Genomic DNA, 24,219 nt, shown 5'->3' with positions numbered 1-24,219 from the left:
CAATGGATTTTATCGCGAAACAGATCAGATTATTCCGATGGTATCATCGTCTCCTATCTTTACGTTATGCTCCTTGATGTAGCGGACAATCTCATCCAGTGTTGTGAATGCAAGTCCTACATAGCTGTCTGCCGCACCGTAGTAGATAGCAATTCTTCCTGTTTCCGCATCATGCAAAGTAGCACAGGGGAATACAACATTGGCCACAAAGCCCCTTTCTTCATACCATTCCTCCGGCGTCAAAATGAAATTTTCAGAACGGTATTTCACGATAGAGGGATTCTCTGCATCGAGAATTGCCGCTCCCATACTGTATACATAGCCGTTACAGGTTCCTGCAACCCCATGGTAGAATAAAAGCCATCCTTCTGTGGTTTCGATAGGCGCTGCTCCTCCTCCTATCTTAAGAGTCTGCCACCATTGACCGTTTCCCTTGGTCATAACATGTTTATGCTTGCCCCAATATACCAAATCCGGGCTTTCACTTAAGAAGATATCACCAAAGGGTGTATGTCCGCTGTCGCTTGGACGGGATAAGAGCATAAAGTTTCCGTTAATCTTTCTGGGGAAAAACACACCATTTCTATTAAAGGGCAGGAATGGGTTATCAAGCCTTACAAAGGTCCTAAAATCGGTAGTTTTTGCAAGTCCTAAAGCAGCACCGTAAAAGTCCGTACACCAGATAATATAATATGTATCTTCTACCTTTATCAGCCTGGGATCATATGCATATCTTGGCATGTATGGCTCTCCCTTTTCATTGACAAAGGGAATCTTCTCTTCATTATAAGTCCAGTGGATACCATCCTCACTGTGTCCCAAATACAAATGCGGTACGCCGTTCTTCTGTTCACCTCGGAACACTCCGATAAATTTGCCTTCATAAGGCACAACTGCACTGTTAAATATTCTGGCAACTCCTTTTAGCGGATTCCTTCCTATAATCGGGTTTTCGGAATACCTCCATACAGGTCCTGCCTCATTTGCCGGTTTTTCCTGCCAGGGAATATTGGGCTGACTTTCTGCCAGCATCCTAACCTTATCCATATAAAATCTCCTTTTCACTTAAAATGCACAATAATGCATCATGTTGCAGCTTCTCAAATATAATCTGTTTTCGCATTAATTTTCTTATCGCTATGGTTATTATAGATTATTTGCTCTATTCTGTCAATATTATGTGCATTTATATTTCATATTTCTTATTTTTATATTTCATTTAATGTGCATTTATTAGCAAATGTGTTCACTTTGCACTTGCCAATATGCAGCTACTATTTATCCAGAGACCGATTAATAGTATTTTTATGAGATAAGGAGTTAGGCAGTAAAAACAAAAAAGCCGGTAAAAATGATCCATGATCATTTTTACCGGCTTCCTAAATTACAGAATCATTTTTAATTAAGCTTTTCCTACGGAACCAAAAAGCTCCATCTTCTCTTTTACAGTTGCTTTAATAGCTTCAAAGCCGGGAGCTAACAGTTTACGGGGATCGAAGCCTTTGCCGGAAAGGTCTTTGCCTTCCTCAATGTATTTACGGGTAGCTGCTGCAAAGGAAAGCTGGCACTCTGTGTTAACATTAATCTTAGCTACACCAAGAGAGATTGCTTTCTTTATCATATCTTCCGGAATTCCTGTACCGCCATGAAGAACTAAAGGCATATCACCAGTTAAAGCCTGGATGGAATCCAATGCATCAAAGCGAAGTCCGGGCCAGTTAGCAGGATATTTTCCGTGGATATTACCGATACCGGCAGCAAGCATTGTTACTCCAAGATCTGCAATAGACTTGCACTCATTAGGATCTGCAACTTCACCGGCACCAACAACACCATCTTCTTCTCCGCCGATGGAGCCTACTTCTGCTTCCAGGGAAAGTCCCTTTTCTCCGCAGATTTTAACTAATTCTCTTGTCTTTTCGATGTTTTCTTCGATAGGATAATGGGAACCATCAAACATGATGGAAGAAAATCCGGCTTCGATGCATTTGAAAGAACCTTCATAGCTGCCGTGATCTAAGTGAAGTGCAACAGGAACAGTAATCTTTAATTCGTCAATCATGGCTGTTACCATGCTTGCAACGGTTTTATAACCGCACATATATTTTCCGGCGCCTTCTGATACTCCAAGGATTACAGGGGAATTTAATTCCTGAGCTGTCAAAAGGACTGCCTTTGTCCACTCAAGGTTGTTAATATTGAACTGGCCTACTGCATAATGTCCGGCCTTTGCTTTATTAAGCATATCTTTTGCTGATACTAGCATATTCATACCTCCATTTTGTTCAAATATTGTTTGCTAAAATAGAACCTCTAGCTATTATACCTCATTTATAGGAAAAAGAAAATATAATTTTCCATGTTGCTCATATTCTGTTATTTTTTTATCAATAATGTTTCCTGCAAAATACTCTTTATTCGAATGTATGTTTGTGTTATAATAAAGCCGTAACTTCTATCATCAGCCATTCAGGAAAGAGGCCATTATGAAGGACAGATTAATATTTCACATTGATGTCAATTCTGCTTTTCTTAGCTGGGAAGCCGTCCATAGGCTTAGCAGGGACAAAAATGCCGCTGATCTAAGGGCAATCCCTTCTGCTGTGGGCGGAGAACTTAAGACCCGGCATGGTGTAATCCTTGCAAAGTCCCATCCTGCGAAAGCCTATGGCATTAATACCGGGGAACCGGTTGTAAATGCCCTTAAAAAATGTCCTTCTTTGTACCTTGTTCCGCCAAATCATGGTTTGTATGAGGAATATTCGAAATCCCTGCAGGAACTTCTATACCAATATACTCCTGCCATTGAACCCTTTTCCATTGATGAAGCTTTTCTTGATATGACAAGTGCCCTTCCTTATGGCTTAACTCCCCTTGAGACTGCAATGACAATTGCCGCCAGAGTACGAAACGAGCTTAATTTCACTGTAAATATCGGTATTTCCTCGAATAAGCTTCTGGCAAAAATGGCTTCCGACTTTGAAAAGCCGGATAAAATACACACCTTATTTCCTTCCGAAATAAGCAAGAAGATGTGGCCTCTTCCTCTGGAGGAACTTTTCTTTGTAGGACGTTCCTCTGCCAGAATCTTAAAAAACTTAGGGCTTCGCACCATCGGAGACATTGCTGCTACGGCTCCCGACCTTCTCAAAGCCCACCTTGGTAAAAAGCACGGTGAACTTATATATGCCTACTCCCGCGGTATTGATACAAGCCCTGTGGAAGTCTGTCCCGCTGCCGCCAAATGTATCGGCAACAGTCTTACTCTGTCCCAGGATATCACGGACTTTAACAACGCCAGACAAATACTTCTGCTCTTAAGTGAAAGCGTTGGAGCAAGGCTTCGAAAGGAAAATGTAAAGGCTGCCTGTATAACGGTAGAAATGCGGGATTGTGACTTTAATAACCAGACCCACCAGGAAACTCTTTTTCTCCCCACCAATACCACCGATGCTATCTTCCAAACTGCCTGTAAGCTCCTAAAGGAATCCTGGAAAGGTGCCCCCTTAAGACTTCTTGGAGTCAGAGCCGGAAAGCTTGAGGAAAAGAAAGAATATACCCAGCTCTCCCTCTTCTCAATGAAAGAAGATGAAAAGAAGGAAAAGCTTGACCAGGCACTTGACAGCATAAGGGAAAAATATGGAACTGATTCCATTAAACGGGCAGCTTTACTTAAGCCTAAGAATTAATGGCAATCACAGCTTCCCTCTTTATGCTCATGCTCTCCGTCCTGACAGACACAGGTTGCTTTACCGCCATTCTCCTGCAAGCTGCCGTCCAAATAAGCGGCTGCCGCCACATCAGCATCTCCTGACGTACCGGGAATAACCAGAATACCGCCTGTCATAAGCCCTTCCATCGCTTCCATGCCAATTCCGCCGCAAATCACCACATTGATTTTTTCCCTCTTCATCATTTCAACGGTCTTACCATGCCCTTCACCTGCGGCAGAAAGGATTGCTTTACCAACTAACTCATTATCTTTGATTTCATAAAGGGTGAATTCTGCTGCCTTTCCAAAATGGCCGAATACGTTATTATTACCGTCTGTCGGGATTGCAATGCGAAGAAAGCTCTTTTTACTTTCTCCTTTTTTCTCCCCTAACATCGCCTTTAAGGCATCTGCTGCATCGAAAAGCCAGGGACCATTAAGCTCTTCAATCTGTTCCTTGTCAACTGCCTCTGCAATAGAAGGATGAATGGGTATCCTGCCCAAAACAGGAAGATGATACTTTTCTGCGGTTTCTTCTACATGGCTGGTTCCAAAAACACTTATTTTCTCGCCGCAGTTACCGCATTCCAGATAGCTGTAATTCTCCACAATGCCCAGGATAGGAATATTCATAGCTTCCGCCATGTTTACAGCCTTTGATACGATCATGGATACCAGTTCCTGGGGAGATGTCACTATAATTACTCCGTCAACAGGCAGGGATTGGAATACTGTCAGGGGCACATCCCCGGTTCCCGGAGGCATATCCACAAACATGTAGTCCACATCATCCCATAAAACATCTGACCAAAACTGCTTTACTGTTCCGGCAATAACGGGGCCTCTCCAGATTACCGGTGTATCTTCTGTTTCCAGGAGCAAATTGACTGACATTATTTTTACGCCCTTTTTACTGATGGCGGGGAATATACCAAGTTCATTTCCCTGTGCCTTACTGTGTATGCCAAATGCTTTTGGAATGGAAGGTCCTGTGATATCAGCATCCAGAATAGCTGTATGAAAGCCTTCCCTGTTTAACAGCACACTCAAATAGGAGGTTACAAAGGACTTTCCAACCCCTCCTTTTCCGCTGACGATACCAATTACCTTTTTAACCTTACTGTAAGGGTTTAATGGCTCTCTGAAATCATCCTTTTCCTTACTTCTGGAAGAACAGGAAGCCTGGCAGCTGGAACAACTATCCCCGCAGCTGCTTTGTGTTTCATATGTTTCACTCATTTTCCGTAACCTCTTTTCTACATTTTTTACATCTCATACTGCATCTGCAGCCCGGTGAAACCTGATAGTTTCCTCCGGCTATTGTGATGCCTCTGCCCTCTAAGAGGGCTTCTGCAACCTTATGTCTTGCCGCATACAAAATACGCTGGAGGGTTCCTCTGGAAATATTCATGCTATGGGCTGCCATCTCCTGGTCCATTCCCTCAAAGTCACATAACCTCAAGGCTTCCAGCTCATCAATCTGTATTTCGGTATAACCCTTTTCCTCCGCTGCCGGATTCAAGGTTCTATGTTTATATTCTGCACAGATAAATCTGCATTTTTCATTTCCTGGCAAAGAAAGCTCCTTTCCGCTGACATGTGCTTTTATTATATCAGCCGCTTTGCGTATAGCGTGCATATGCACATGTCACATTATACTCTTTGTGCATTTTCTGTCAAGGTCTTAGCTGACCCTTGCAGAAAATTATTCCTTACTGCAGTAGCAAATAATCAATACCTGAATATGATGTAATAATAGAATGAAAAGGAGTATTATCTTGGCAATACGAATTTTTATAGATCAGGGGCATAATCCCCAGGGAATCAACGCAGGCGCGGAAGGCTTTGGTTTAAGAGAACAGGATATTACCTATCAGGTAGGCATCTATCTGGCAAATATATTAAATGCAGATCCCCGCTTTGAGGCACGTACCTCCCGGACCAGTCCGGAGCAGGTTTTGGGCTTCAGTAACACCACCAGCCTCGCAGAACGTGTACGCCTTGCCAATACCTGGCCGGCAGATTATTTCCTAAGCATACACTGCAACGCAAGTGACAACCCGGCATTAAACGGAACAGAATGTTATGTTTACGAAAATTACAGCCAATCCTATTACCTGGCCGAACGTATCCTTCTAGCCATTGTTGACAGGCTTGGAACCTTCAACAACGGAGTGCGCATCAATCCTTCCCTCTACGTATTAAGAAGGACGAATATGCCGGCGGTTCTGGTTGAGCTTGCTTACATTACCAATTATGAGGATTCTCAAAAACTGGCGAACAGACAATATGATTTTGCCTATGCAATCTATCAGGGATTATTAAATTATTTCGGTTTTGAGCCGAATGAATAAGCAATACACAGGGGTTGTTGCAAAACCATCTGACAACCCCTTTCCGCTTAAAAATTACTTCCGTTAAAACCCCAATAACTTACTTCTTCATATTTTACATATATTTGGCCTGGGTCAATGGAAAGCTCCTCTTTTAAGATTTTAGAAATCTCGGAAGTGAGCTTGTCATAGGCTTCGCCGCCGGACTTTCCAAAAAGCTTAACTTCTACAAAAGCAATGGGCTTATCGGATTTTCCCTGAAAATAAAGACTTGAATCACCTTCAAAGGATAACATAAGCCAGTTCTCACTTTTACCGGGCAAGATACTGATAGCCTTCCCTAATCTTTCTTTTATTTTTATTTCTTTTTCTTTTGGGATGGCAATATTAGTTTTTGTGCTGATATAGGGCATAATATGAAACCTCCTTCACTTAAATTCTATACAATAGATAATGGAACATTCTTAGAATAGAAGAAAATCCCTCAATTTGTCAAGACCATTGTTCTTTTAATTTAATGGATATTTTCACAGCTTGGCACATATTTTATTCTAAAGACAATAGGCTTTGATGTACATTTTTCGCGTTATTTCGGCTTTCGAGATAAATTTAATCTTTTCTTATCGGACAGCCTGTGCTATAATGATATTTGGTGGTAATTTTGTCCCATGAAACTTATTTACTAAATATTTTTGCATGAAATGTCCCTTGAATAATCATACTAGACTTGGGGCACTTAATTTTGTAAAGGGTTTCTTTTTATCGTATGGTGCTAATTTAATGAGACCCATGGAGGAATATGATGAGCGAAGCAACACATAATTTTGAAGAAAGACTTAAAGAACTGCTATCCTATGCCAATGATAACAAAGGTGTAGTAGATGTGGGGAAAGTTAATGATTTTTTTAAAGAGATGAACCTTGAAGTAAGGCAAATCGATAAAATATATGAATATCTTGAGGCGCATAATATTGTCATCTTGAATCCAATAGAAGAAGACGAACCGGATGATGAAGTTATTTTAGACCTGGAAGACAGCGATGAGGCTGCCTTGCTGGACATTGATGACTTGTCCACGATTGGCAGTATGTCAGACGACCCGGTTAAGCTGTACTTAAAGGAAATCGGAAGCTATCCTTTGCTTTCCATTGCTGAGGAAATAGAGCTTGCCAAGAAGATCGAAGAGGGAGATGCCCATGCCAAGCAGATTCTGGCAGAATCCAATCTTAGACTCGTTGTAAGTATTGCAAAGCGTTATGTAGGCCGCGGACTTTCCTTTCTTGATTTGATTCAAGAGGGCAATTTAGGTCTGATCAAGGCCGTTGATAAATTCGATTACAGTAAGGGTTATAAATTCAGTACCTATGCTACCTGGTGGATTCGCCAGGCAATTACCAGATCCATTGCCGACCAGTCCAGAACCATACGTATTCCGGTACATATGTCTGAGGTTATAAACAAGACATACCGTGTATCCAGAAGCTTGCTGCAAAGTCTGGGAAGAGAACCCAGCGAACAGGAAATTGCCGATGCCATGAAGCTTCCCATTGAAAAAGTCAGGGAAATCTTAAAAGTATCCGCTGACCCCATCTCTCTTGATACACCAATCGGCGAAGAGGATGACAGCCACTTAGGTGATTTTATTAAAGATGACTCTATTATGGGACCGGAGGATGCCGCTTCCTATTCTGTACTGCAGGACCAGATATCAAAGCTCCTTGAAACTCTGACCGAGAGAGAGCAAAGAGTCCTGATTCTCCGTTTCGGCTTAAAAGACGGAAGAACCAGAACCTTAGAGGAAGTTGGAAAAGAATTTAATGTTACCCGTGAACGTATCCGTCAGATAGAGGCAAAAGCGTTAAGAAAATTAAGACACCCCAGCAGAGCGCGCATGTTAAAAGGCTATGACATTATGTAAGGCAAGCATTTATCCCCATAGCAGGAGGTTGATATAAGCACTATGAAAAGAATCCTATTAATGGCACTAAAAAGTGTGTTCCAGCTTCCCTTATGGCTGATTCTCTTAAACAAATATAAAAAGCATCCGGAAAAATATGATGAGAAGACCCGATACAGCTTCCTTAGCCATTTAACCAGGATAGTCAATAAAAGAGGCGGAATACGTATAACCTGTACAGGAACCGAGAACCTGCCAAAGGAAAACGGCTATGTATTATACGGAAACCATCAGGGGCTCTTTGATGCACTGCTGCTTCTTGAGACCCATGAAAAGCCCTTTGCTACCATATCCAAAATCGAAATTAAGAATATTCCTTTTCTTCGGGATGTATTCACTCTCCTTGGTTCAAAATTCATTGTAAGAGAGGATGTACGTCAATCCCTGACGGTATTAAATGAGGTTACGGCAGAGGTAAAGCAGGGAAGAAATTATCTGATTTTCCCGGAAGGCACACGTTCAAAAATGGGAAACCAGATACAGGAATTTAAAGGCGGCAGCTTTAAATGTGCTATGAATGCCAAGTCTCCTATTGTTCCCCTTGCAATCCTTAATTCCTACAAGGTGTTTGATACCAGTTCTATTAAGAAGGTCGACGTTCAGATACACTATTTAAAACCCTTATATTATGAAGATTATAAAGGTATGAAATCCAATGATATTGCCCGCTATGTAGAAGAAGCTATCAGGCTTAAGATAGCGGAAGCAGAAATGAATGCATAACTTTCATTTACAATAGGAGAAGCTTTAGCCTAACTGGGCTGAAGCTTCTTTTTATTTGTGTTAATTCCTCTAGTTCATTATGTGAACAAGGTAGTATTTAGATTGACTTTCATCCATTCAAAGAATTTGAGATTAAACAGGCATTTTACATCATCCTCCATATTTCCAATTACAAATTCCAATATTTTAATGATGTAACCATTTGCCTTTGAGAACCCTTCTTTGTTTAAATTGGCAGATGCTTCAGTCAGCCAAATGAATTGTTCCTCCGGAATAACCTCATTTATCTTTTTCAGCCCCAGATAAGCGTAGTCCTTATCATATAGATACCTTAATAATTTGGCGCTTTCTGCAATGGAATTGTCCATGATCCTTGAAGCCCACGGATAATTCATGCGGCGGTAAGCTCCGTCAGCCTCTACAAAATTATACAGGGAATCATTGAAACAGTCCGCCAGCTCCTCTTTCGTTACTGTTTTAAGCTCTGCAGCATAATCTGCAAATTTACCGGAAGGGTCATATATAATTTTAGCTTTATCCGTATGCGGCATGGTATCTGCTGTTACTGTATACAAATCAAAGTGCAGGCCATTATTATATATAGCAACAATTTGCTCTGCAACAAAGTTCACTTGTTCGGCATAGATAAGAGGCAGATAATTTCCCAAATATTCCAACCGTCTTTCCAGAAATGATTCCCTATTTTCATTCGTAACGACTATGTACATATCAACATCCGAGAATTCATCATCATCCCCGCGTCCTATTGAACCTTTTACTAAAATTGCTTCGCATATACCATCTTTTATGATTACCTGACTGACTTTTTCAATTGCATCATATGTTCTCATAATCCGTTCCTCAACTCATTTTTAGGTGTTTATTCATAATAGCAGCAACCATGCATTGCGGCAGAGGCTGATTTTATTATAAGAACGTAAGGGTTCCTTCCTTACAATTAATAACCGCTTCTGTACCATAGGGTATCGCTATTTTGGGCTCTGTATGTCCGAAATTAACATTATATAGAACGGGAAGGCTTTCTTTCCCAAATTCCTTTAGCACTCTTTTAATAACCTCTTTGTACTCTTCATAGTATTTTTCTCCATAAGGCTTTGCCCAAAGGATTCCGTTTGTCCTTTCGAAAATCCCCATCATTCCATACATTCTTAGAGCACATTCAACATACCAGACAGGAGGCATCTCCTCGGAGGTCTCAAAGAACAGGATGGTATCTTCAAATTCCTCTATGGAGGGGAACAGCTCCGTTCCACGAAGCATATCAAATACCTCAAGGCAGCCGCCAAGAAGTCTTCCTCTTACATTTTTTGTTCCCTGAAGCACTTCATAGCCTTTATTAGGGCTATATTTTCTTTCCTGATATTTGTTTCCCAGCTCCCACGGAAGATATTCACTGGTCCACTCAGGTGCCGGTTTGATTTCGCCCATGGGTTCTTCATCAAATAATGCCCTTTTAAGATATTCTGCCGTATAGGGATGCATCTTTACATTTTCCGCAAAGTCCACCAGCAGGCAAGGCCCATATATACTGGATATTCCAGCCTTATAGCAAATCAAATGGGAAGTGGTGGTATCGGAATATCCAAGAAAAACTTTCGGATTCTCTCTTATTACGGATAAGTCCAGATAAGGCAGCATACGAATACTTTCTATCCCGCCAATACAGGAGATGATACCTTTAATAGAGGGATCTCTGAAAGCGTTTAATAGGTCCTTTGCCCTCTCTTCGGGATGATTGCAGATATATTCTGTTCCGGAGAGGGTATGCTCCATTTCCACAGCTTCCAGCCCAAAGACCTCCTTAAGGCGGGCTTTTCCCTGTTCATATCTCCATAAAACATCCGCATCCCCTGCAATTCCTGACGACAGGCTTATCAGGGCAACTTTATCTCCTTTTTTAAGCTTCTTTGGTATTATCAAATCTTTCATAGAAATAACCATGCTCTTTCCTGTACCTGCAAACTTCGGGCCCCAGGTACAAAATTGCGTTTGAAAATGCACCTCATATTTAAACTATTTTCTTCTATTTGTTAGCATAAGGGGTTTTCCGTCAGATAATCCCTGTCTGACCTGCCGCAATCAGGGAAATGTCCTTTCCACTATCCGTGCTTTCCAGAAAATAATGATAAAATCTTTCTGCCAGGCTGCCTGGCTTAATGATTCGTTTCCCTTCCTCAAAAGAATACCAGCCTGCCCTGTCCACTTCCTCGGTCATCTTGCTTAAATCTTCCGAATCTGCCATACTTATATAATTAAATATCAGGGTATTGGAACCCGGATAATATTCACTTTTCATAAACCGATAAGCAGCAACCGTCATTCCCATCTCTTCCATTACTTCTCTGGCCAATGCATGCTCTGCAGATTCACCTTTGTTAATATAACCCGCCACAAGAATATTGTCTGTTTTCCCGTACTGCTGGATTAACAAGACCTTATTCTTATCCCTGTTTATAAGTACAGTACTGATTGCAGTATTAAATACCGGAAAACGGAAGGCTTCACAGCTTTTACAATAAGGAACAAGCCCTTCTTCCTTGCATTTCTTAAGTTCCAGCCTGGTCCCGCATTCCGCACAATAATTCATAAGAAGTCCAGCCATTTTCCACCTCGCCAATTATAAAAGCTGTTCCCTGACCGGAAACAGCTTTTTTCTATTCCTTATTAAAGGTCTTCCTCTTCTACTTCCTCTTCCACTTTGGTTCCGCAGCTCAAGCAGTAAGCAGCATCCTTTGGAAGCTCTGCCCCACAGCTTTCACAGCATTTGGTTCCTTTTAAGGTCTGGATATCTTTTTTCAGCTCTGTGATTTTGTCCATGGAAACTGTTATCTCTCCGCAAAGCCCTTCGTAGTCATAATTTTCTTCATGCAAATGGGCATTGTAGTAAGCACGGCCAATCTCAATATAGTTTTTATTTATCTTATCCTTTTCACTGCTTATCTGGCTGCTTAACTTAGCTGCGTCAGCAACTTCCTTTGCCTTTTTCGCCAGTTCCTTACTCTTTCCTGTTATGGTACCGCCAACTTTTTCAAAAAAATCCATTGTATTACCTCCTTATATGGTATTTTATCTTTATACTATATATGCTGTATTGTCTGTCTCCATTAGTATATGTCAATAGTATCATAATTTGCAATAAATGCAAGTATGTTAATCGCTTTTTAATCAAACCGGTACAAATCTTACAGAACACTCTAATAGAAAGCTAATATACCCTTTCGATTACCGGCACAGAAGAATCCCCTGTTTTCCCTTTCGCACCGCCTGCAAACAGCACATTAGAGGAAACCATGGGATTTCTTCCATTATTCAATATTGTTTTCAACAGACCATATACTTTATCCTATTATTTATCAAAAGCAGGGTTAAATGCATAGAAATTCTTGGAATCCAGATTATCCTGAACTATCCTCATGGATTCACCGAATCTCTGGAAGTGAACGATTTCTCTTTCTCTTAAGAAACGGATAGGGGCGATAATATCAGGATCATTAACCAGGCGGAGGATATTGTCATAGGTGGTTCTTGCCTTCTGCTCAGCTGCCATATCTTCATGGAGATCTGTAATCGGGTCGCCTTTTGACTGGAACGTAGTGGAGCTAAAAGGAACTCCGCCTGCTGACTGCGGCCAAAGGCCTACCGTATGGTCTACAAAATAGGTGTCAAATCCGGAAGCTTTGATTTCGTCAATGCTAAGATTTCTTGTCAGCTGACGTACAATGGTACAAATCATTTCAACATGAGCCAACTCTTCCGTTCCGATATCTGTTAAAATGCCTTTTACTTCATTATAAGGCATAGCAAATCTTTGTGCGAGGTAACGCTGCGAGGCACCGAGTTCTCCGTCAGGACCGCCGAACTGTGTCATAATGATTTTAGCAGCAGCGGCATTTGGTGTCTTAATATTAATAGGAAATTGCAGTCTTTTTTCATATACCCACATAATCAGCACTCTCCTTCCCAAGGCCAGGGGTCATTGATCCACGTCCACATATTGGAGGGAGCTACATCATAAGCTGATAACGGGCCGTAACAATCCCTATATTCCTCCATGGCTTCATTTCTAATTTGCCTATACATCTGGTAATATTCCATTGCTTCTTTGTCACAAGGATGGGTATCAAGGAACAGGACGGTGTCATGAACAGCCAGGCTGGCTTCATTAATAATGCACATTAACTGATCTCTGCTTTTATTCGTCATGATCTGCCACCCCTTCCTCTGCACATATTACCTGCTCCTAAGAAAGGCAAATCCAATTCCTGAAATATAGTTCCTGCTTTCATTGCAGCCCCTGTATCGTAAATATTTCTCCATTTCTGCATCGGAACATAAGACATTGCCAACGGCAATTTGTCAAGACACTTATCAATGCTGCTTAGAGTATCACATCCGCTTTTCGTATCACATCCGTTTTTTATATCACATCCGCTTTTTACAGCTTCTAAAACCGGTGTAACACCACAGCCGCATTGCTGATTCTGATTATAGCCCATATTTCTGCTATTCTGGGGGTACATCGGACGTCTGTAGTTATCCATCTGGTAAACTCCTTTATAAGATATATATTATCTTATGAAATCAGATGATGTTGGTGACATAATACAGGGGAAATTTGCATAGATTGCAAGATCATGAATTTACCCTGGACACGGTGATTCCCCTTTACAAAATCAGGGTTCTGTGGTATGATGACACCATTATAAAAGAATTAAGAAAGGATGGTTTTGATGTCGGTATTATCTGTAAGAGAGGTTTCTAAGAATTAACCTAACCGAATAAGGTAAAGTATTATCGGGATGTGACAGAAGTTTATTTATTTTAATAAACTTTATTTGCTGCATACTTTTGCTATGTGCTTTCCTTAAGACTACAGAAAATACTCAATCTGCCATCACAATATAGAGGCAGGCGTAGCAGGTATATACCGCTATGCTTATTTTTGTACCCACAGGGAGTTTTCTGTTTATTTCCTGTGGGTACTTTTATTATTTTACTCTTAAAAACAGAAAGGATTAGAACAATGTTTAATAAAACTTACCATACTTTAGAATTTGATACCATAAGAACCATGCTATGTGAAAGAGCAGTATCAGATAATGCCAAAGCTAAACTCATGATGCTCTCCCCTCTGCTCTCATTATCTGAGGTTAATCTTAAAATAAAGGAAACCACCGAAGCTAAGGCTATCTTAACAGCTCTTGGAACGCCGCCGCTTCCCTCTATGAAGGACATGGATAAATATCTGGAACTGGCCTCCATAGGAAGTATGCTGTTACCGGAACAGCTGCTTTCTGTTGCCCAGTTTCTTACTGCCACAAAGCGCTTAAAATCATACCTTCTAAAGGCTGAATTTTTACAGACGGACATTGCCTATTATGGCAACTCCTTTGCAGACCTTACTTCCCTGACCGAAGAAATCAACCGCTGCCTTCGTGGAAATCAGGTGGAAAATGAGGCTTCCAGGGAACTGAAAGGGATAAGAAGAAGCATGGAACAGCTCCAGACAGAGATTCGAAATAAGCTGGAGAATCTGTTAAGGAGCAAGAAGGAATGGTTCTCGGAAAGTTATGTTTCCTCAAGGAACGGGCATTATGTCCTCCCTGTAAAGAAAGAATACAAGAATCAGATAAGCGGCTCTACCCAAGACATCTCTTCCACCGGTTCCACCTGCTTTATCGTTCCTAATACGGTATTAAAGCTGGAGGAAGAACTCTCTCTTCTTAAAATCGGAGAGGAAAATGAAGTCAGACGAATCCTGTACCTGCTGACAGGAATGATAGCAGAGGCTTCTTCGGATATTTATCTGAATATGCAGGCTATGGAAACACTTGATATTCTCTTTGCCAAGGCAAAGCTAAGTGTGGATATGCAGGGAGCGGCACCTCATATGAACCATGAGCGAAGGATATCCATTACCGGGGGGCGGCATCCTCTTTTAAATGCCAAAGAATGTGTTCCCCTTGATTTCAGACTGGGAGAAGGCATACAGGGAGTTATTGTCACCGGCCCTAATACCGGCGGCAAGACAGTAGCCGTAAAAACTGTCGGACTTCTTTCCCTCATGGCACAATGCGGCCTCCATGTTCCCTGCATAGAGGCTGAATTAGCCATGAACAACGGGATTTTTTGTGACATCGGAGACGGTCAGAGCATCACAGAGAATCTCTCCACCTTCTCTTCCCACATTACAAATATTATTGAGATTTTAAAGAGTTCCAATGAGGAAAGCCTGGTACTCTTAGATGAACTTGGCTCCGGCACTGATCCGGCTGAAGGCATGGGAATTGCCATTGCTATTTTAGAGGAGCTTCGCCGGAAGAACTGTCTCTTTGTTGCTACCACCCATTACCCCGAGGTAAAGGAATATGCAGCAAAGACGAAAGGGCTTATAAATGCCAGAATGGCCTTTGACAAGGAAAGCCTAAAACCCCTCTACCATTTGGAAATCGGAGAAGCCGGCGAAAGCTGTGCCCTCTATATTGCAAAACGTTTAGGAATGGCGGAAGGCATGTTGGCAAGAGCCTATAAGGAAGCTTACCGCCGGAATTCTTATGAGTCCTCCCATCAGACTTATGGCGGATTATCACCTGTTTCTGATACCGCTTCTATGAAGGAACCTTTGGCTGACAGTACCCCTTCCTATTCTGCCTCTTCCGTCTTTCCAAAGATTGAGGCCGGGAAAAAGGACCCTGTCCAGAAGAAAAGCAACGCAGCCTCCAAATATACCATAGGGGACAGTGTTATGGTCTATCCCCAGAAAAAAATTGGAATTGTATTTCAAGTTGCAGATGAGAAAGGACTTATCGGTGTCCAGCTTCAAAAGAAAAAGGAATTCGTAAACCACAAGCGCCTAAAGCTAATATCTCCGGCCCTGGAGCTATATCCTCCGGATTATGATTTCTCTATTATCTTTGACACGGTTACCAACCGGAAAGCCCGGCACAAGATGGGAAAAGGACACCAGCCGGGTCTTGAAATAAATTATCCTTCCATTAAGCCCTGACCTTCCATTTTCACCACATTGCACCATTTTTTTGGAAAATTAGCAATTTTAATCAAATTTTAATTGTACTATGGGACAATTACATAGTACAATTATAGTTCAAAGTATATTCTTCTACAGAATAGAAAAAACTAGTTCCAAACCATTAAAATCTGCTGGTTTATGTCCATTACCCGAATAAATCTGCCGGATAAAAATTATAAGAGAGGTGTTTTTATGTGGTTTTCAAAACCTACGAAAGAAGCTTTAAAAGAGCTTAATGTAGACCCATCCCAGGGGCTTAGCTCTGCGGAAGCTAAAAGCAGGTTGGAAAAGTACGGGCCCAACAAATTAAAGGGAAAGCCCAAGAAAAGCCTGTTATCACTGTTTATGTCCCAATTAAAGGATATGCTTATTTATGTACTTTTAGGGGCTGCTGTCATTACAATATTCATCAAGGAATATGCAGACGCCATTATTATTCTTTTAGTGGTTATCCTGAATGCAGTAATCGGCGTAATTCAGGAATCCAAGGCAGAAAAAGCAGTGGAAGCCCTGCAAAAGATGACTACACCCAAATCCTTAGTCCGCCGCGACGGTGAAGTAAAAGAAATCAACTCCGAAGAGGTGGTACCCGGTGACATTATTATTCTTGATGCCGGCCGGTTTATACCTGCTGATATCAGGCTGATTGAAAGTGCCAACCTTCAGATTGAGGAATCCGCCCTGACCGGTGAATCCGTTCCTTCCAGCAAGGATTCTTTAATACTTTTGGAGGACCCCAAAACGCCTATCGGTGATAAAGCCAATATGGCATTTATGTCCACTCTCGTGACTTACGGACGTGGTGAAGGTGTTGTAACTGCTACGGCAATGGATACGGAAATCGGTAAGATTGCAAAGATTCTGGATGAGGACAACGATGAATTAACCCCCTTGCAAAGACGCCTTGAAGAACTTGGTAAAACCCTCGGCTATCTGGCAATCGGCATCTGCGTTCTGATATTTGTCATAGCCCTTATACAAAAGCGTGATTTATTTGAGATGTTCTTAACAGCTATCAGCCTCGCCGTTGCTGCCATTCCGGAAGGCCTTGCCGCTATTGTTGCCATTGTACTGGCCCTTGGCGTTACCAGAATGTCAAAGATTAATGCTATTGTAAAGAAACTTCCTGCTGTTGAAACTTTAGGTTCTGTCAATATTATCTGCTCTGATAAGACAGGTACCCTGACCCAGAACAAGATGACAGTGGTTAAAACCTACACTCTTAATAATTTAAGAGATATCCCTGCCGGAAAGGATACCCTGACTCCTTCCTCCGACGAAAAAGAACTGATAAGATCCTTTGTCCTTTGCTCCGATGCCACCTATGAGAATGGCGCCGGTACCGGAGATCCTACAGAAATCGCACTTGTAGTAATGGGTGAGCGTTTTAACCTTACCAGGAACTTCCTGAACAATGCCCACAAGCGTGTTGGAGAAAAACCCTTTGATTCTGACAGAAAGCTGATGTCTACCCTGAATGAAGAAAACGGTACTTACCGTGTCCATACAAAAGGTGCTATTGACAATCTGCTCCGCATATCTACGACTATCCTGCAGGACGGCAAGGTTGTTCCCCTGACAGACGAAATCAGGAAACGCATCCTAAAGGTAACGGAAGAGATGTCGGATTCTGCTCTAAGAGTCTTAGGTGTAGCCTATAAGGATTCGGAATCTGTGATTGATGCCAAAGAGATGGAAAAAGAACTGACGATCGTCGGAATTGTGGGTATGATCGACCCGCCAAGACTTGAGGTAAAGGATTCCATACAGGAAGCAAAGGCTGCCGGTATTACACCGATTATGATAACCGGCGACCATAAGAATACAGCAGTTGCTATCGCAAAGGAACTTGGTATTGCCGATTCTATCAGCCAGAGCCTTACAGGTGCTGAAATTGATGAAATGTCCGATGAGGAATTTTCTGAAAAGATTAATCACTACAGAGTATTTGCGAGAGTTTCTCCCGAACATAAGGTTAAGATTGTAAGGGCATTTAAGGCCCATGGAAATATCGTATCTATGACCGGAGACGGCGTAAATGATGCACCTTCCCTTAAATATGCAGACATTGGTGTTGCCATGGGTATTACGGGAACGGATGTTGCAAAGGGTGCCAGCGATATGATTCTCACTGATGATAATTTTTCAACCATCGTTAATGCTATTGAAGAAGGAAGAAATATCTATAACAATATTAAGAAATCGGTTATCTTCCTTCTTTCCTGTAACTTGGGTGAGGTAATTTCCATTCTTTTCTCCATCCTGTTTTTCTGGCCGGTACCATTAGCAGCTACCCAGCTTTTATGGATTAACCTGATTACAGATTCCCTGCCTGCTATCGCCCTTGGTATTGACCCCGGCGATAAGGATGTTATGAAGCTCAAGCCAAGAGATCCAAAGCAGAGCTTTTTTGCAGAAGGCTCCGGTGCCCGTGCGGTAATCGGCGGTTTCTTAATCGGACTTCTGACCTTAACTGCCTTCTTCTTTGGAATGTATGAACATGGCTTTAATATCTTTACAAATCTGGCAAAAGAGGTTACAAAGTCCTCTGATTACAACACCGCTTTAATTTATGCCAGAACTATGGCTTTCGTAGTATTAGCAGCTTCCCAGCTCTTTTACTCCCTCTCTATGAGAAGCCATGATAAGTCCATCTTTAAGATTGGTCTGTTTAAAAACAAGTTTCTTATTGCTTCTATTATCATCGGACTTTTATTACAGGAAGTTGTAATCTCCGTACCATTCTTAGCAGATGCTTTCGGAGTTCATAACATCAGCTTAAAAGATTGGGGACTTGTTATTCTGTTCTCACTGGTACCTTTAACAGTCAATGAGCTGATTAAATTTTTTGTCAGTCTTACAAAAAGACCAACCGCCGCATAAATTTGTCCATTTCTCCGACCTCCTTCGGGTTGGAAAAGAGCATAAAAAATCCCTGAAAGAAATCTTTCATTGATTCTTTCAGGGATTTTTTTAATTAACCTTCACATCGTCCTTCTTTGTAAAAACGACCGATAGGATTACACTTAATAACAAAATTGCAAAGATTACAAACAGTGACAGTTCTACGGATATATGTAGATCAAACAGCAATGAAACCAACTTAAATCCGGTAAAGGTAAGAATGAGGGCAACACCATATTTTACATACTGGAACCGCTCCTGAACCTTGCTTAGAACAAAATACATACTTCGCAGTCCTAATATTGCAAAAATATTGGAAGTGTATACGATAAAAGGGTCTGTTGATATGGAAAAAACAGCCGGTATGGAATCTATCGCAAATAGGATATCAGTGAATTCTATCAATATTATTATGGCAAATAAGGGGGTGGCATAAAGAACTTTACCTTTTCTTACAAAAAACCTGTCCCCTTCCAGCTCGTTAGTAACAGGTATGATTTTACCCAATATTTTGATAATTCCACTTTCCTTAAAGTTCGTATTTTCCTCTTGTTTTAGCATCATCTTTATACCGCTGACAATTAATATCGCACCAAAGATATAAAGAACCCATTCGAATTTATCTACAATTGTAACTCCCAGCAGTATGAATATCAGCCTTAGGATAATGGCACCTAAAATTCCATAATTCAGTACACGCCTTTGATAATTGGCCTTGATGCCGAAGCTGGAAAAGACCATAAGGAACAAAAAGAGGTTGTCTACGCTAAGAGACTGCTCAATTACATAACCTCCCAAGAATTCCAACGCTTTTTCTTTTCCTGCAAATATATAGATGCCCATGTTAAAGCATAGCGCTAATCCGACCCAAAATAATACCCATGATAGTGCTTTTTTTGTTGACAATGAAATATCCTCCTCGGTTTTTTTGTTATTCATCTGCTGTAGTTGATTTTCCTTTACAATCATATGCACAGCCTTTCTGTTGCACTTCTCTAAGAAAATATGCGTCTGTCCTCTATTTAATTCCTCCTTTAATGAGGGGTTAAAAAAAGACTTTTAATATTAACTGGCATTGTCAGAAAATATTAAAAGTCTTGCTATCCGGTTACGGAGCATAAAGCCAGGCAATCAGTATGTGCCGGTTGTTGACTTTATATCTTGTAAGCTACTCCCTCTTAATGGACTCTAGTATAACATGGGATAAAAGTCCCTGTCAAGTTCCGCTACTTGCTGCTTTCATTTACCAGTTCATCCAGGGTACCAAAGGTGTATCCCATCTCTTCCCATTTCGTTAGAAGTTCGTCTAATATTTCTGCATTGGTCTTTGAAGTGCTGTGAAGCAAAACGATTGCCCCCGGATGGATTCTGCCAAGAAGCTTTTTAAATGCCTGCTCTTTTGTCGGCTGTTTATCCTGATACCAGTCTACGTAGGCAAGACTCCAAAAGAATGTCTTATAGCCTAATTCCTTTGCCATTTCAAGATTGGGAATGCTGTACTTTCCCTGCGGCGCCCTATAGTACTTCGTCAGCTTTTGTCCGGTAACCTCCTCATAACTCTTCTCCAGATCTCCCAATTCTTTCTGGAAGGCTTCCTTAGAGGAAATGCTGGACATATTGGGATGGTTGTATGTATGGTTTCCCACCTGATGCCCTTCTGCCACTATCCGCTTAAGTAAATCCGGACTGGTCTTAATAAAATTACCGACTACAAAAAAGGTAGCATGAACGTTATGCTTTTTCAATGCATCCAGAATAGGCGGCATATTTCCATTTTCATATCCTGCATCAAAGGTCAGGTAAATGACCTTTTTACTTGTATCTCCTATATAATAAGCATCGTATTTTTTCATCTCATCCGCTGTGGCATTGGCTTTTGGCGGCTGCCCTTCTGTGGAAAAACCAAGTCCCCAGTTAGCTTCTTCTTTCACACTATCCTTGCCGTAAGCCTGTACCAGCATGGCGACACCTCCGCCCAAGAAATAGGCACAAATGAAAAGCATCGCAATGATAATACATTTTTTATATGGTATGTTATTCAAAATAAACTCCCTTACCCTTTTTATACAATATATTTTACGGATTAGCCTATGATTCCTCCATGCATTGTCCTTTCTGTATCTTTCCTAAAAAATTTCAAATAAAAATAGTTTTTAAACACTGTTTTTAAACTTCATGCTTTAATTTGTAAATTTATTACTGTATAATAATGGTAACAGAGCAACTAAGTGCAGGCATTATAAAAAAGCCCGCACTTTTTTTACTCTGTGGAAACTATTAACCGGCAACGTTAATAAGGAGGGTATAGTGTGAAATTAGAAACATTTCACACGCAACTTTGTGCCTGCGGCCCAAAGTTTGCAGGTACAGGAAAGGGCATGGGTAATTTTATGTATCAATTTCAAAGGAAGCACAGGGGTTTAAAACAAAAGCTATTAAGTTTCATTTTAACGGTAACAATGATTGCCATAGGGTCGTATTTGCCGGCACTGGGAACTTCGGGGAGAGTTCAGGCAGCAGCGACGGTAATTACATCCATGGCGTACTTTTCGGCATCCGACGGTCCGGTTATCTCTCACTCCGGTGTGGGACAGGCCAGCTATGGCTTTGTGATGCCGGTATTTAACGGCGGTGCTGCCACCTGGCAGGATGTAGCCTCTGACTTAAAGGTCAATGTCAAGGTAAACGGAAGCTGGGTTGATATCGACAGTACCGATTTTGTTTACAACCAGAACTGGGGAAACTGGAATGACGGCGGCTTTTACGGCTATTGGTTTACTATATCTAAAACCACCTACCTCCAGCTCGCTTCCCGCTCAACCGGTGTTACACTGGACTATACTTTAGAATTTACCAGCATACCAAAGACCACTATCACCTCTATGGCACCTACCCAAGGGCCTGTCATCACCGCTGATACAACCGGAGGTTCCGGCTTTACTTATCCTGTCTTTAACGGGAATGCTTCTATTCCCTATGCTGCAGTTGCAGAGGATTTAAGACTCTTTGTAAAGCCAGTTAACAGCAGTGAATGGATAAGTATCGATAACAATGCCGCCAGCGGCTGGATTTATGACAGCAATTTCGGACAATTTACCGACGGTGGAGGCGGTTACTGGTTTATCGTAAGCGAATCCATCAATGTGAAGCTTGTTTCCGCCACTTCCGGCGCTTCTTTTATCTATACCATAAACTACAACACACCTGTAAGAAACACCTACCAGCTTACTGCTTTCGATACCACCCGGTATACCGCCGGTGAGACGGGTGCCATCGGTGTTCCCCTGCCGAAGATAGACGGCGGTGCTCCGGTTAAATCTGAACTTGATAACTTCGTTTATGAAATTAAGATAAACGGAAACTGGGCAGAACTTGGTGATTACAGCCAAAGCGGCTTCCGCTACCAGGCAAACGGCTATAACAGCTTATCCGATGCCAACCAGTGGGGTTATTTCGCCGACCATATCTATGGGCTGTGGTTCCAGCCAATTCAGACTGATATGGAACTTCGTATCGGCTACCCCCTAAACGGGCAAAAGGGCGGTTCTGTCGGCAGCAACTATATTTATTATACTTTTATCGGTAATCCGGATGCACCCCGTCCCGATGTATCAGACCTTGGTAATATTGAGATTGGAACACCGGACAACCCATCTATTAACGGCCTGAACCTTATCTGGCAGGATGAATTTGGCGGTTCTTCCTTAAATACAAGTAAATGGAGCTATAATACCGGCTATTATATGAGCGATGATCCCAATAGCTGGGGCTGGGGAAATAATGAACTGGAGTATTATACCGACAGTACAAAAAACATCTATCTATCAGACGGTAAATTAAATATTACCGCTTATAATGAACCCAAATCCTTCCCCCAGGACCCTGCCCGGTATGCCACCTATTCTTCCGGTAAAATCACCACAAAAAATAGCTTCTCCTTCCATGAGGGAAGAATTGATTTCAGAGCCAAGCTTCCTACCGGGAACGGTATCTGGCCTGCCCTTTGGATGCTTCCTTTAGAAGACCGTTACGGAACCTGGGCGGCCTCCGGTGAGGTAGATGTTATGGAAGCGAAGGGAAGACTTTCCGGCATTACCAGCGGTGCTCTGCATTTTGGAGGCCAATGGCCTGCTGACCGTTATATCAGCGGCGAATATGCATTTCCAAGCGGTCAGACCTTTAACAATGACTACCATGTATACAGCGTCGTATGGGAAAATGACAATTTCAAATGGTATGTAGACGGTAAGTGCTTCTTAAAGGTCACAAAGGAACAGTGGTATTCTGCCGGTGCTCCGGACAATAAAAATGCTCCCTTTGACCAGCCTTTTTATGTTATCATGAATCTGGCAATAGGCGGTACCTTTGACGGCGGACTGACACCTGGTGCCGGGGATATCCCTGCTACTATGCAGGTAGATTATGTACGTGTCTATAAAGAATCCGGCGGCGGGACCCCGGGAACCGTTGCTGTAACCGGAATCTCCCTTGATAAGAGCAGTGCTGCTCTCCTCCCCGGGGATACCCTGGGCCTTACCCCGACGGTTACTCCTTCCAATGCTGCCAACAAGGCTGTTGCCTGGTCCTCCAGTAATACTTCTGTTGCAACAGTTTCAGGCGGTAATGTCACGGCAGTAGCTCCGGGAAGCGCTGTTATTACTGCCACCACAGAGGATGGCGGCTACCATGCCTCCTGTTCGGTAACTGTAACGAATCCGCCGCCTGTTGTAGTTACTATAGGAGATGCCGTTAAGGGTCTTAAGAAAACCGGGGATAATGTGCTGTTCTATGTCAATGGCGCAGCCTTTGCCGACCTGCATTATATCCTTAATAACGGAGGGCAGATAAATATAGCCATGGCACCGGATGGCAAAGGCAATTTCACCTATCCGCTTAATAACCTTGTCTATGGCGATACCATAAAGTATTTCTTTACCTATAATCCGGGCGGAGGAGCTCTTGATACCCAGTGGTTTACCTATATTCACGGAGTGACACAGGGGACAGACGGAGGTTCTTCTACCGCCTCCAATGTTGCCATAAATAAATCCGTCCTTTGTTCCGGTTCGGAAAATGATACTTTTCCCGCTTCCTACCTGACAGATAATAACACTGCCACCAGATGGTCTTCCAACTTTGCCGATGATGCCTGGTTTGTTCTTGACCTTGGAAACAGCTGCCGGATAAGCCAGCTGATATTAAACTGGGAGGCAGCTTACGGTAAAAAGTATGAGATTTTAGTATCTTCCGATGGAGTAAATTTCACCAGCCTGTTAAACCAGGCTAATGGTACCGGCGAAGTAGAAACCTATAACCTCACTCCGGTTACTGCAAGGTATGTGAAGTTTAAAGGAATCGAAAGAGCCTTGCCTTACGGCTATTCCCTGTGGGAATTCCAGGTAATGGGGACTGCCGCGAATTAATATCACATCGGCCGGTTATCCACTGATTTAAAGCAGAAAAACGGAGGCTGTTCTTAGTTGATTCTCTAAGAGCGGCCTCCGGTGCCATGTTGAAATCTTTTTATCTTTTGCCAATT

The 24,219-nt window shown here is 42.0% G+C and carries 22 protein-coding genes and 1 pseudogene; 8 read left to right on the top strand and 15 right to left on the bottom strand.

The window, feature by feature from the left end:
* Positions 1-24 precede the first annotated feature (24 nt).
* Entirely contained in the window at positions 25-1,047 is a 1,023-nt protein-coding gene (locus BUF11_RS09315) for a glycoside hydrolase family 130 protein (RefSeq protein WP_073588573.1), read from the bottom strand.
* 355 nt (positions 1,048-1,402) lie between these two features.
* Complete coding sequence (gene fba / locus BUF11_RS09310; protein WP_073588572.1) at positions 1,403-2,266, bottom strand: class II fructose-1,6-bisphosphate aldolase; 864 nt, start codon at positions 2,264-2,266, stop codon at positions 1,403-1,405.
* A gap of 220 nt (positions 2,267-2,486) precedes the next feature.
* Here fba and BUF11_RS09305 point away from each other — a divergent pair, with 220 nt between their 5' ends.
* Positions 2,487-3,689, top strand: coding sequence for a DNA polymerase Y family protein (locus BUF11_RS09305; RefSeq protein WP_139243359.1), 1,203 nt, complete (start codon positions 2,487-2,489; stop codon positions 3,687-3,689).
* On the opposite strand, the gene BUF11_RS25135 is transcribed toward BUF11_RS09305, so the two are convergent.
* The 3 genes and pseudogenes from BUF11_RS25135 to BUF11_RS09295 form a co-directional block, all read right to left on the bottom strand.
* Positions 3,686-4,108 carry a NifB/NifX family molybdenum-iron cluster-binding protein gene (locus BUF11_RS25135; RefSeq protein WP_334293030.1) on the bottom strand — a complete coding sequence of 141 codons (423 nt, stop codon included), beginning with the start codon at positions 4,106-4,108 and terminating at the stop codon, positions 3,686-3,688. The genes BUF11_RS09305 and BUF11_RS25135 overlap by 4 nt on opposite strands.
* Positions 4,109-4,114: 6 nt before the next feature.
* Positions 4,115-4,951: pseudogene (locus BUF11_RS09300) on the bottom strand (P-loop NTPase); the annotation flags it as partial.
* The gene (locus BUF11_RS09295) at positions 4,944-5,288 is read right to left on the bottom strand and encodes a DUF134 domain-containing protein (RefSeq protein WP_073588809.1); all 345 of its coding nucleotides are present in this window, start codon (positions 5,286-5,288) and stop codon (positions 4,944-4,946) included. The gene BUF11_RS09295 and the pseudogene BUF11_RS09300, both read right to left, overlap by 8 nt.
* Positions 5,289-5,490: 202 nt before the next feature.
* Here BUF11_RS09295 and BUF11_RS09290 point away from each other — a divergent pair, with 202 nt between their 5' ends.
* The gene (locus BUF11_RS09290) at positions 5,491-6,066 is read left to right on the top strand and encodes an N-acetylmuramoyl-L-alanine amidase family protein (RefSeq protein ID WP_073588569.1); all 576 of its coding nucleotides are present in this window, start codon (positions 5,491-5,493) and stop codon (positions 6,064-6,066) included.
* Positions 6,067-6,113: 47 nt separating this feature from the next.
* Here BUF11_RS09290 and BUF11_RS09285 read toward each other — a convergent pair whose 3' ends face one another.
* Positions 6,114-6,458: a phenylpyruvate tautomerase MIF-related protein gene (locus BUF11_RS09285; RefSeq protein WP_073588568.1), complete on the bottom strand. Its 345-nt coding sequence runs from the start codon at positions 6,456-6,458 to the stop codon at positions 6,114-6,116.
* Between the two features lie 389 nt (positions 6,459-6,847).
* On the opposite strand from BUF11_RS09285, the gene rpoD reads away from it, so the two are divergent.
* Positions 6,848-7,963: an RNA polymerase sigma factor RpoD gene (gene rpoD / locus BUF11_RS09280; RefSeq protein WP_073588567.1), complete on the top strand. Its 1,116-nt coding sequence runs from the start codon at positions 6,848-6,850 to the stop codon at positions 7,961-7,963.
* A gap of 42 nt (positions 7,964-8,005) precedes the next feature.
* Positions 8,006-8,725, top strand: a complete 720-nt coding sequence (locus BUF11_RS09275) for a lysophospholipid acyltransferase family protein (protein WP_073588566.1) — start codon at positions 8,006-8,008, stop codon at positions 8,723-8,725.
* A gap of 77 nt (positions 8,726-8,802) precedes the next feature.
* Here the strand turns inward: BUF11_RS09275 and BUF11_RS09270 are convergent, their stop codons facing one another.
* From BUF11_RS09270 to BUF11_RS09240, 7 genes are all read right to left on the bottom strand, one after another.
* A complete protein-coding gene (locus BUF11_RS09270; RefSeq protein WP_073588565.1) occupies positions 8,803-9,576 on the bottom strand; it encodes a nucleotidyltransferase domain-containing protein in 774 nt (257 codons plus the stop codon).
* A 76-nt stretch (positions 9,577-9,652) separates the two neighbouring features.
* Entirely contained in the window at positions 9,653-10,675 is a 1,023-nt protein-coding gene (locus BUF11_RS09265) for a S66 family peptidase (protein ID WP_073588808.1), read from the bottom strand.
* 121 nt (positions 10,676-10,796) lie between these two features.
* Positions 10,797-11,348 (bottom strand): NAD(+) diphosphatase, encoded by a 552-nt coding sequence (locus BUF11_RS09260; RefSeq protein WP_242952351.1) that lies wholly within the window; start codon positions 11,346-11,348, stop codon positions 10,797-10,799.
* Positions 11,349-11,410: 62 nt separating this feature from the next.
* Complete coding sequence (locus BUF11_RS09255; protein WP_073588564.1) at positions 11,411-11,788, bottom strand: zinc ribbon domain-containing protein; 378 nt, start codon at positions 11,786-11,788, stop codon at positions 11,411-11,413.
* A 304-nt stretch (positions 11,789-12,092) separates the two neighbouring features.
* Positions 12,093-12,689, bottom strand: a complete 597-nt coding sequence (locus BUF11_RS09250; RefSeq protein ID WP_073588563.1) for a manganese catalase family protein — start codon at positions 12,687-12,689, stop codon at positions 12,093-12,095.
* A 2-nt stretch (positions 12,690-12,691) separates the two neighbouring features.
* Positions 12,692-12,949 carry a spore coat protein CotJB gene (locus BUF11_RS09245; RefSeq protein WP_073588562.1) on the bottom strand — a complete coding sequence of 86 codons (258 nt, stop codon included), beginning with the start codon at positions 12,947-12,949 and terminating at the stop codon, positions 12,692-12,694.
* On the bottom strand, positions 12,946-13,287 hold the full coding sequence (locus tag BUF11_RS09240) for a spore coat associated protein CotJA (protein ID WP_242952350.1): 342 nt from the start codon (positions 13,285-13,287) through the stop codon (positions 12,946-12,948). Before BUF11_RS09240 ends, BUF11_RS09245 begins: the two co-directional genes overlap by 4 nt.
* Positions 13,288-13,370: 83 nt before the next feature.
* Here BUF11_RS09240 and BUF11_RS24325 point away from each other — a divergent pair, with 83 nt between their 5' ends.
* The 3 genes from BUF11_RS24325 (at position 13,371) to BUF11_RS09230 (ending at position 18,659) form a co-directional block, all read left to right on the top strand.
* The gene (locus tag BUF11_RS24325; RefSeq protein ID WP_175562027.1) at positions 13,371-13,508 is read left to right on the top strand and encodes a hypothetical protein; all 138 of its coding nucleotides are present in this window, start codon (positions 13,371-13,373) and stop codon (positions 13,506-13,508) included.
* A gap of 261 nt (positions 13,509-13,769) precedes the next feature.
* Complete coding sequence (locus BUF11_RS09235; RefSeq protein ID WP_073588561.1) at positions 13,770-15,752, top strand: endonuclease MutS2; 1,983 nt, start codon at positions 13,770-13,772, stop codon at positions 15,750-15,752.
* A 216-nt stretch (positions 15,753-15,968) separates the two neighbouring features.
* Positions 15,969-18,659, top strand: coding sequence for a cation-translocating P-type ATPase (locus BUF11_RS09230; RefSeq protein WP_073588560.1), 2,691 nt, complete (start codon positions 15,969-15,971; stop codon positions 18,657-18,659).
* 90 nt (positions 18,660-18,749) lie between these two features.
* Here the strand turns inward: BUF11_RS09230 and BUF11_RS09225 are convergent, their stop codons facing one another.
* Positions 18,750-19,586: a TerC/Alx family metal homeostasis membrane protein gene (locus BUF11_RS09225; protein ID WP_073588805.1), complete on the bottom strand. Its 837-nt coding sequence runs from the start codon at positions 19,584-19,586 to the stop codon at positions 18,750-18,752.
* A gap of 320 nt (positions 19,587-19,906) precedes the next feature.
* Positions 19,907-20,683 (bottom strand): delta-lactam-biosynthetic de-N-acetylase, encoded by a 777-nt coding sequence (gene pdaA / locus BUF11_RS09220; protein WP_073588804.1) that lies wholly within the window; start codon positions 20,681-20,683, stop codon positions 19,907-19,909.
* Positions 20,684-20,989: 306 nt separating this feature from the next.
* On the opposite strand from pdaA, the gene BUF11_RS09215 reads away from it, so the two are divergent.
* The gene (locus BUF11_RS09215) at positions 20,990-24,103 is read left to right on the top strand and encodes a discoidin domain-containing protein (RefSeq protein ID WP_084558570.1); all 3,114 of its coding nucleotides are present in this window, start codon (positions 20,990-20,992) and stop codon (positions 24,101-24,103) included.
* The last annotated feature ends 116 nt before the right edge of the window (positions 24,104-24,219 follow it).

Source organism: Anaerocolumna xylanovorans DSM 12503, from assembly GCF_900143645.1.
In the GTDB taxonomy this organism is placed as follows: Bacteria; Bacillota; Clostridia; order Lachnospirales; family Lachnospiraceae; genus Anaerocolumna; species Anaerocolumna xylanovorans.
Note: the sequence above shows the minus strand (reverse complement) of the source record. Positions and strands in the feature narration are given on the sequence as shown.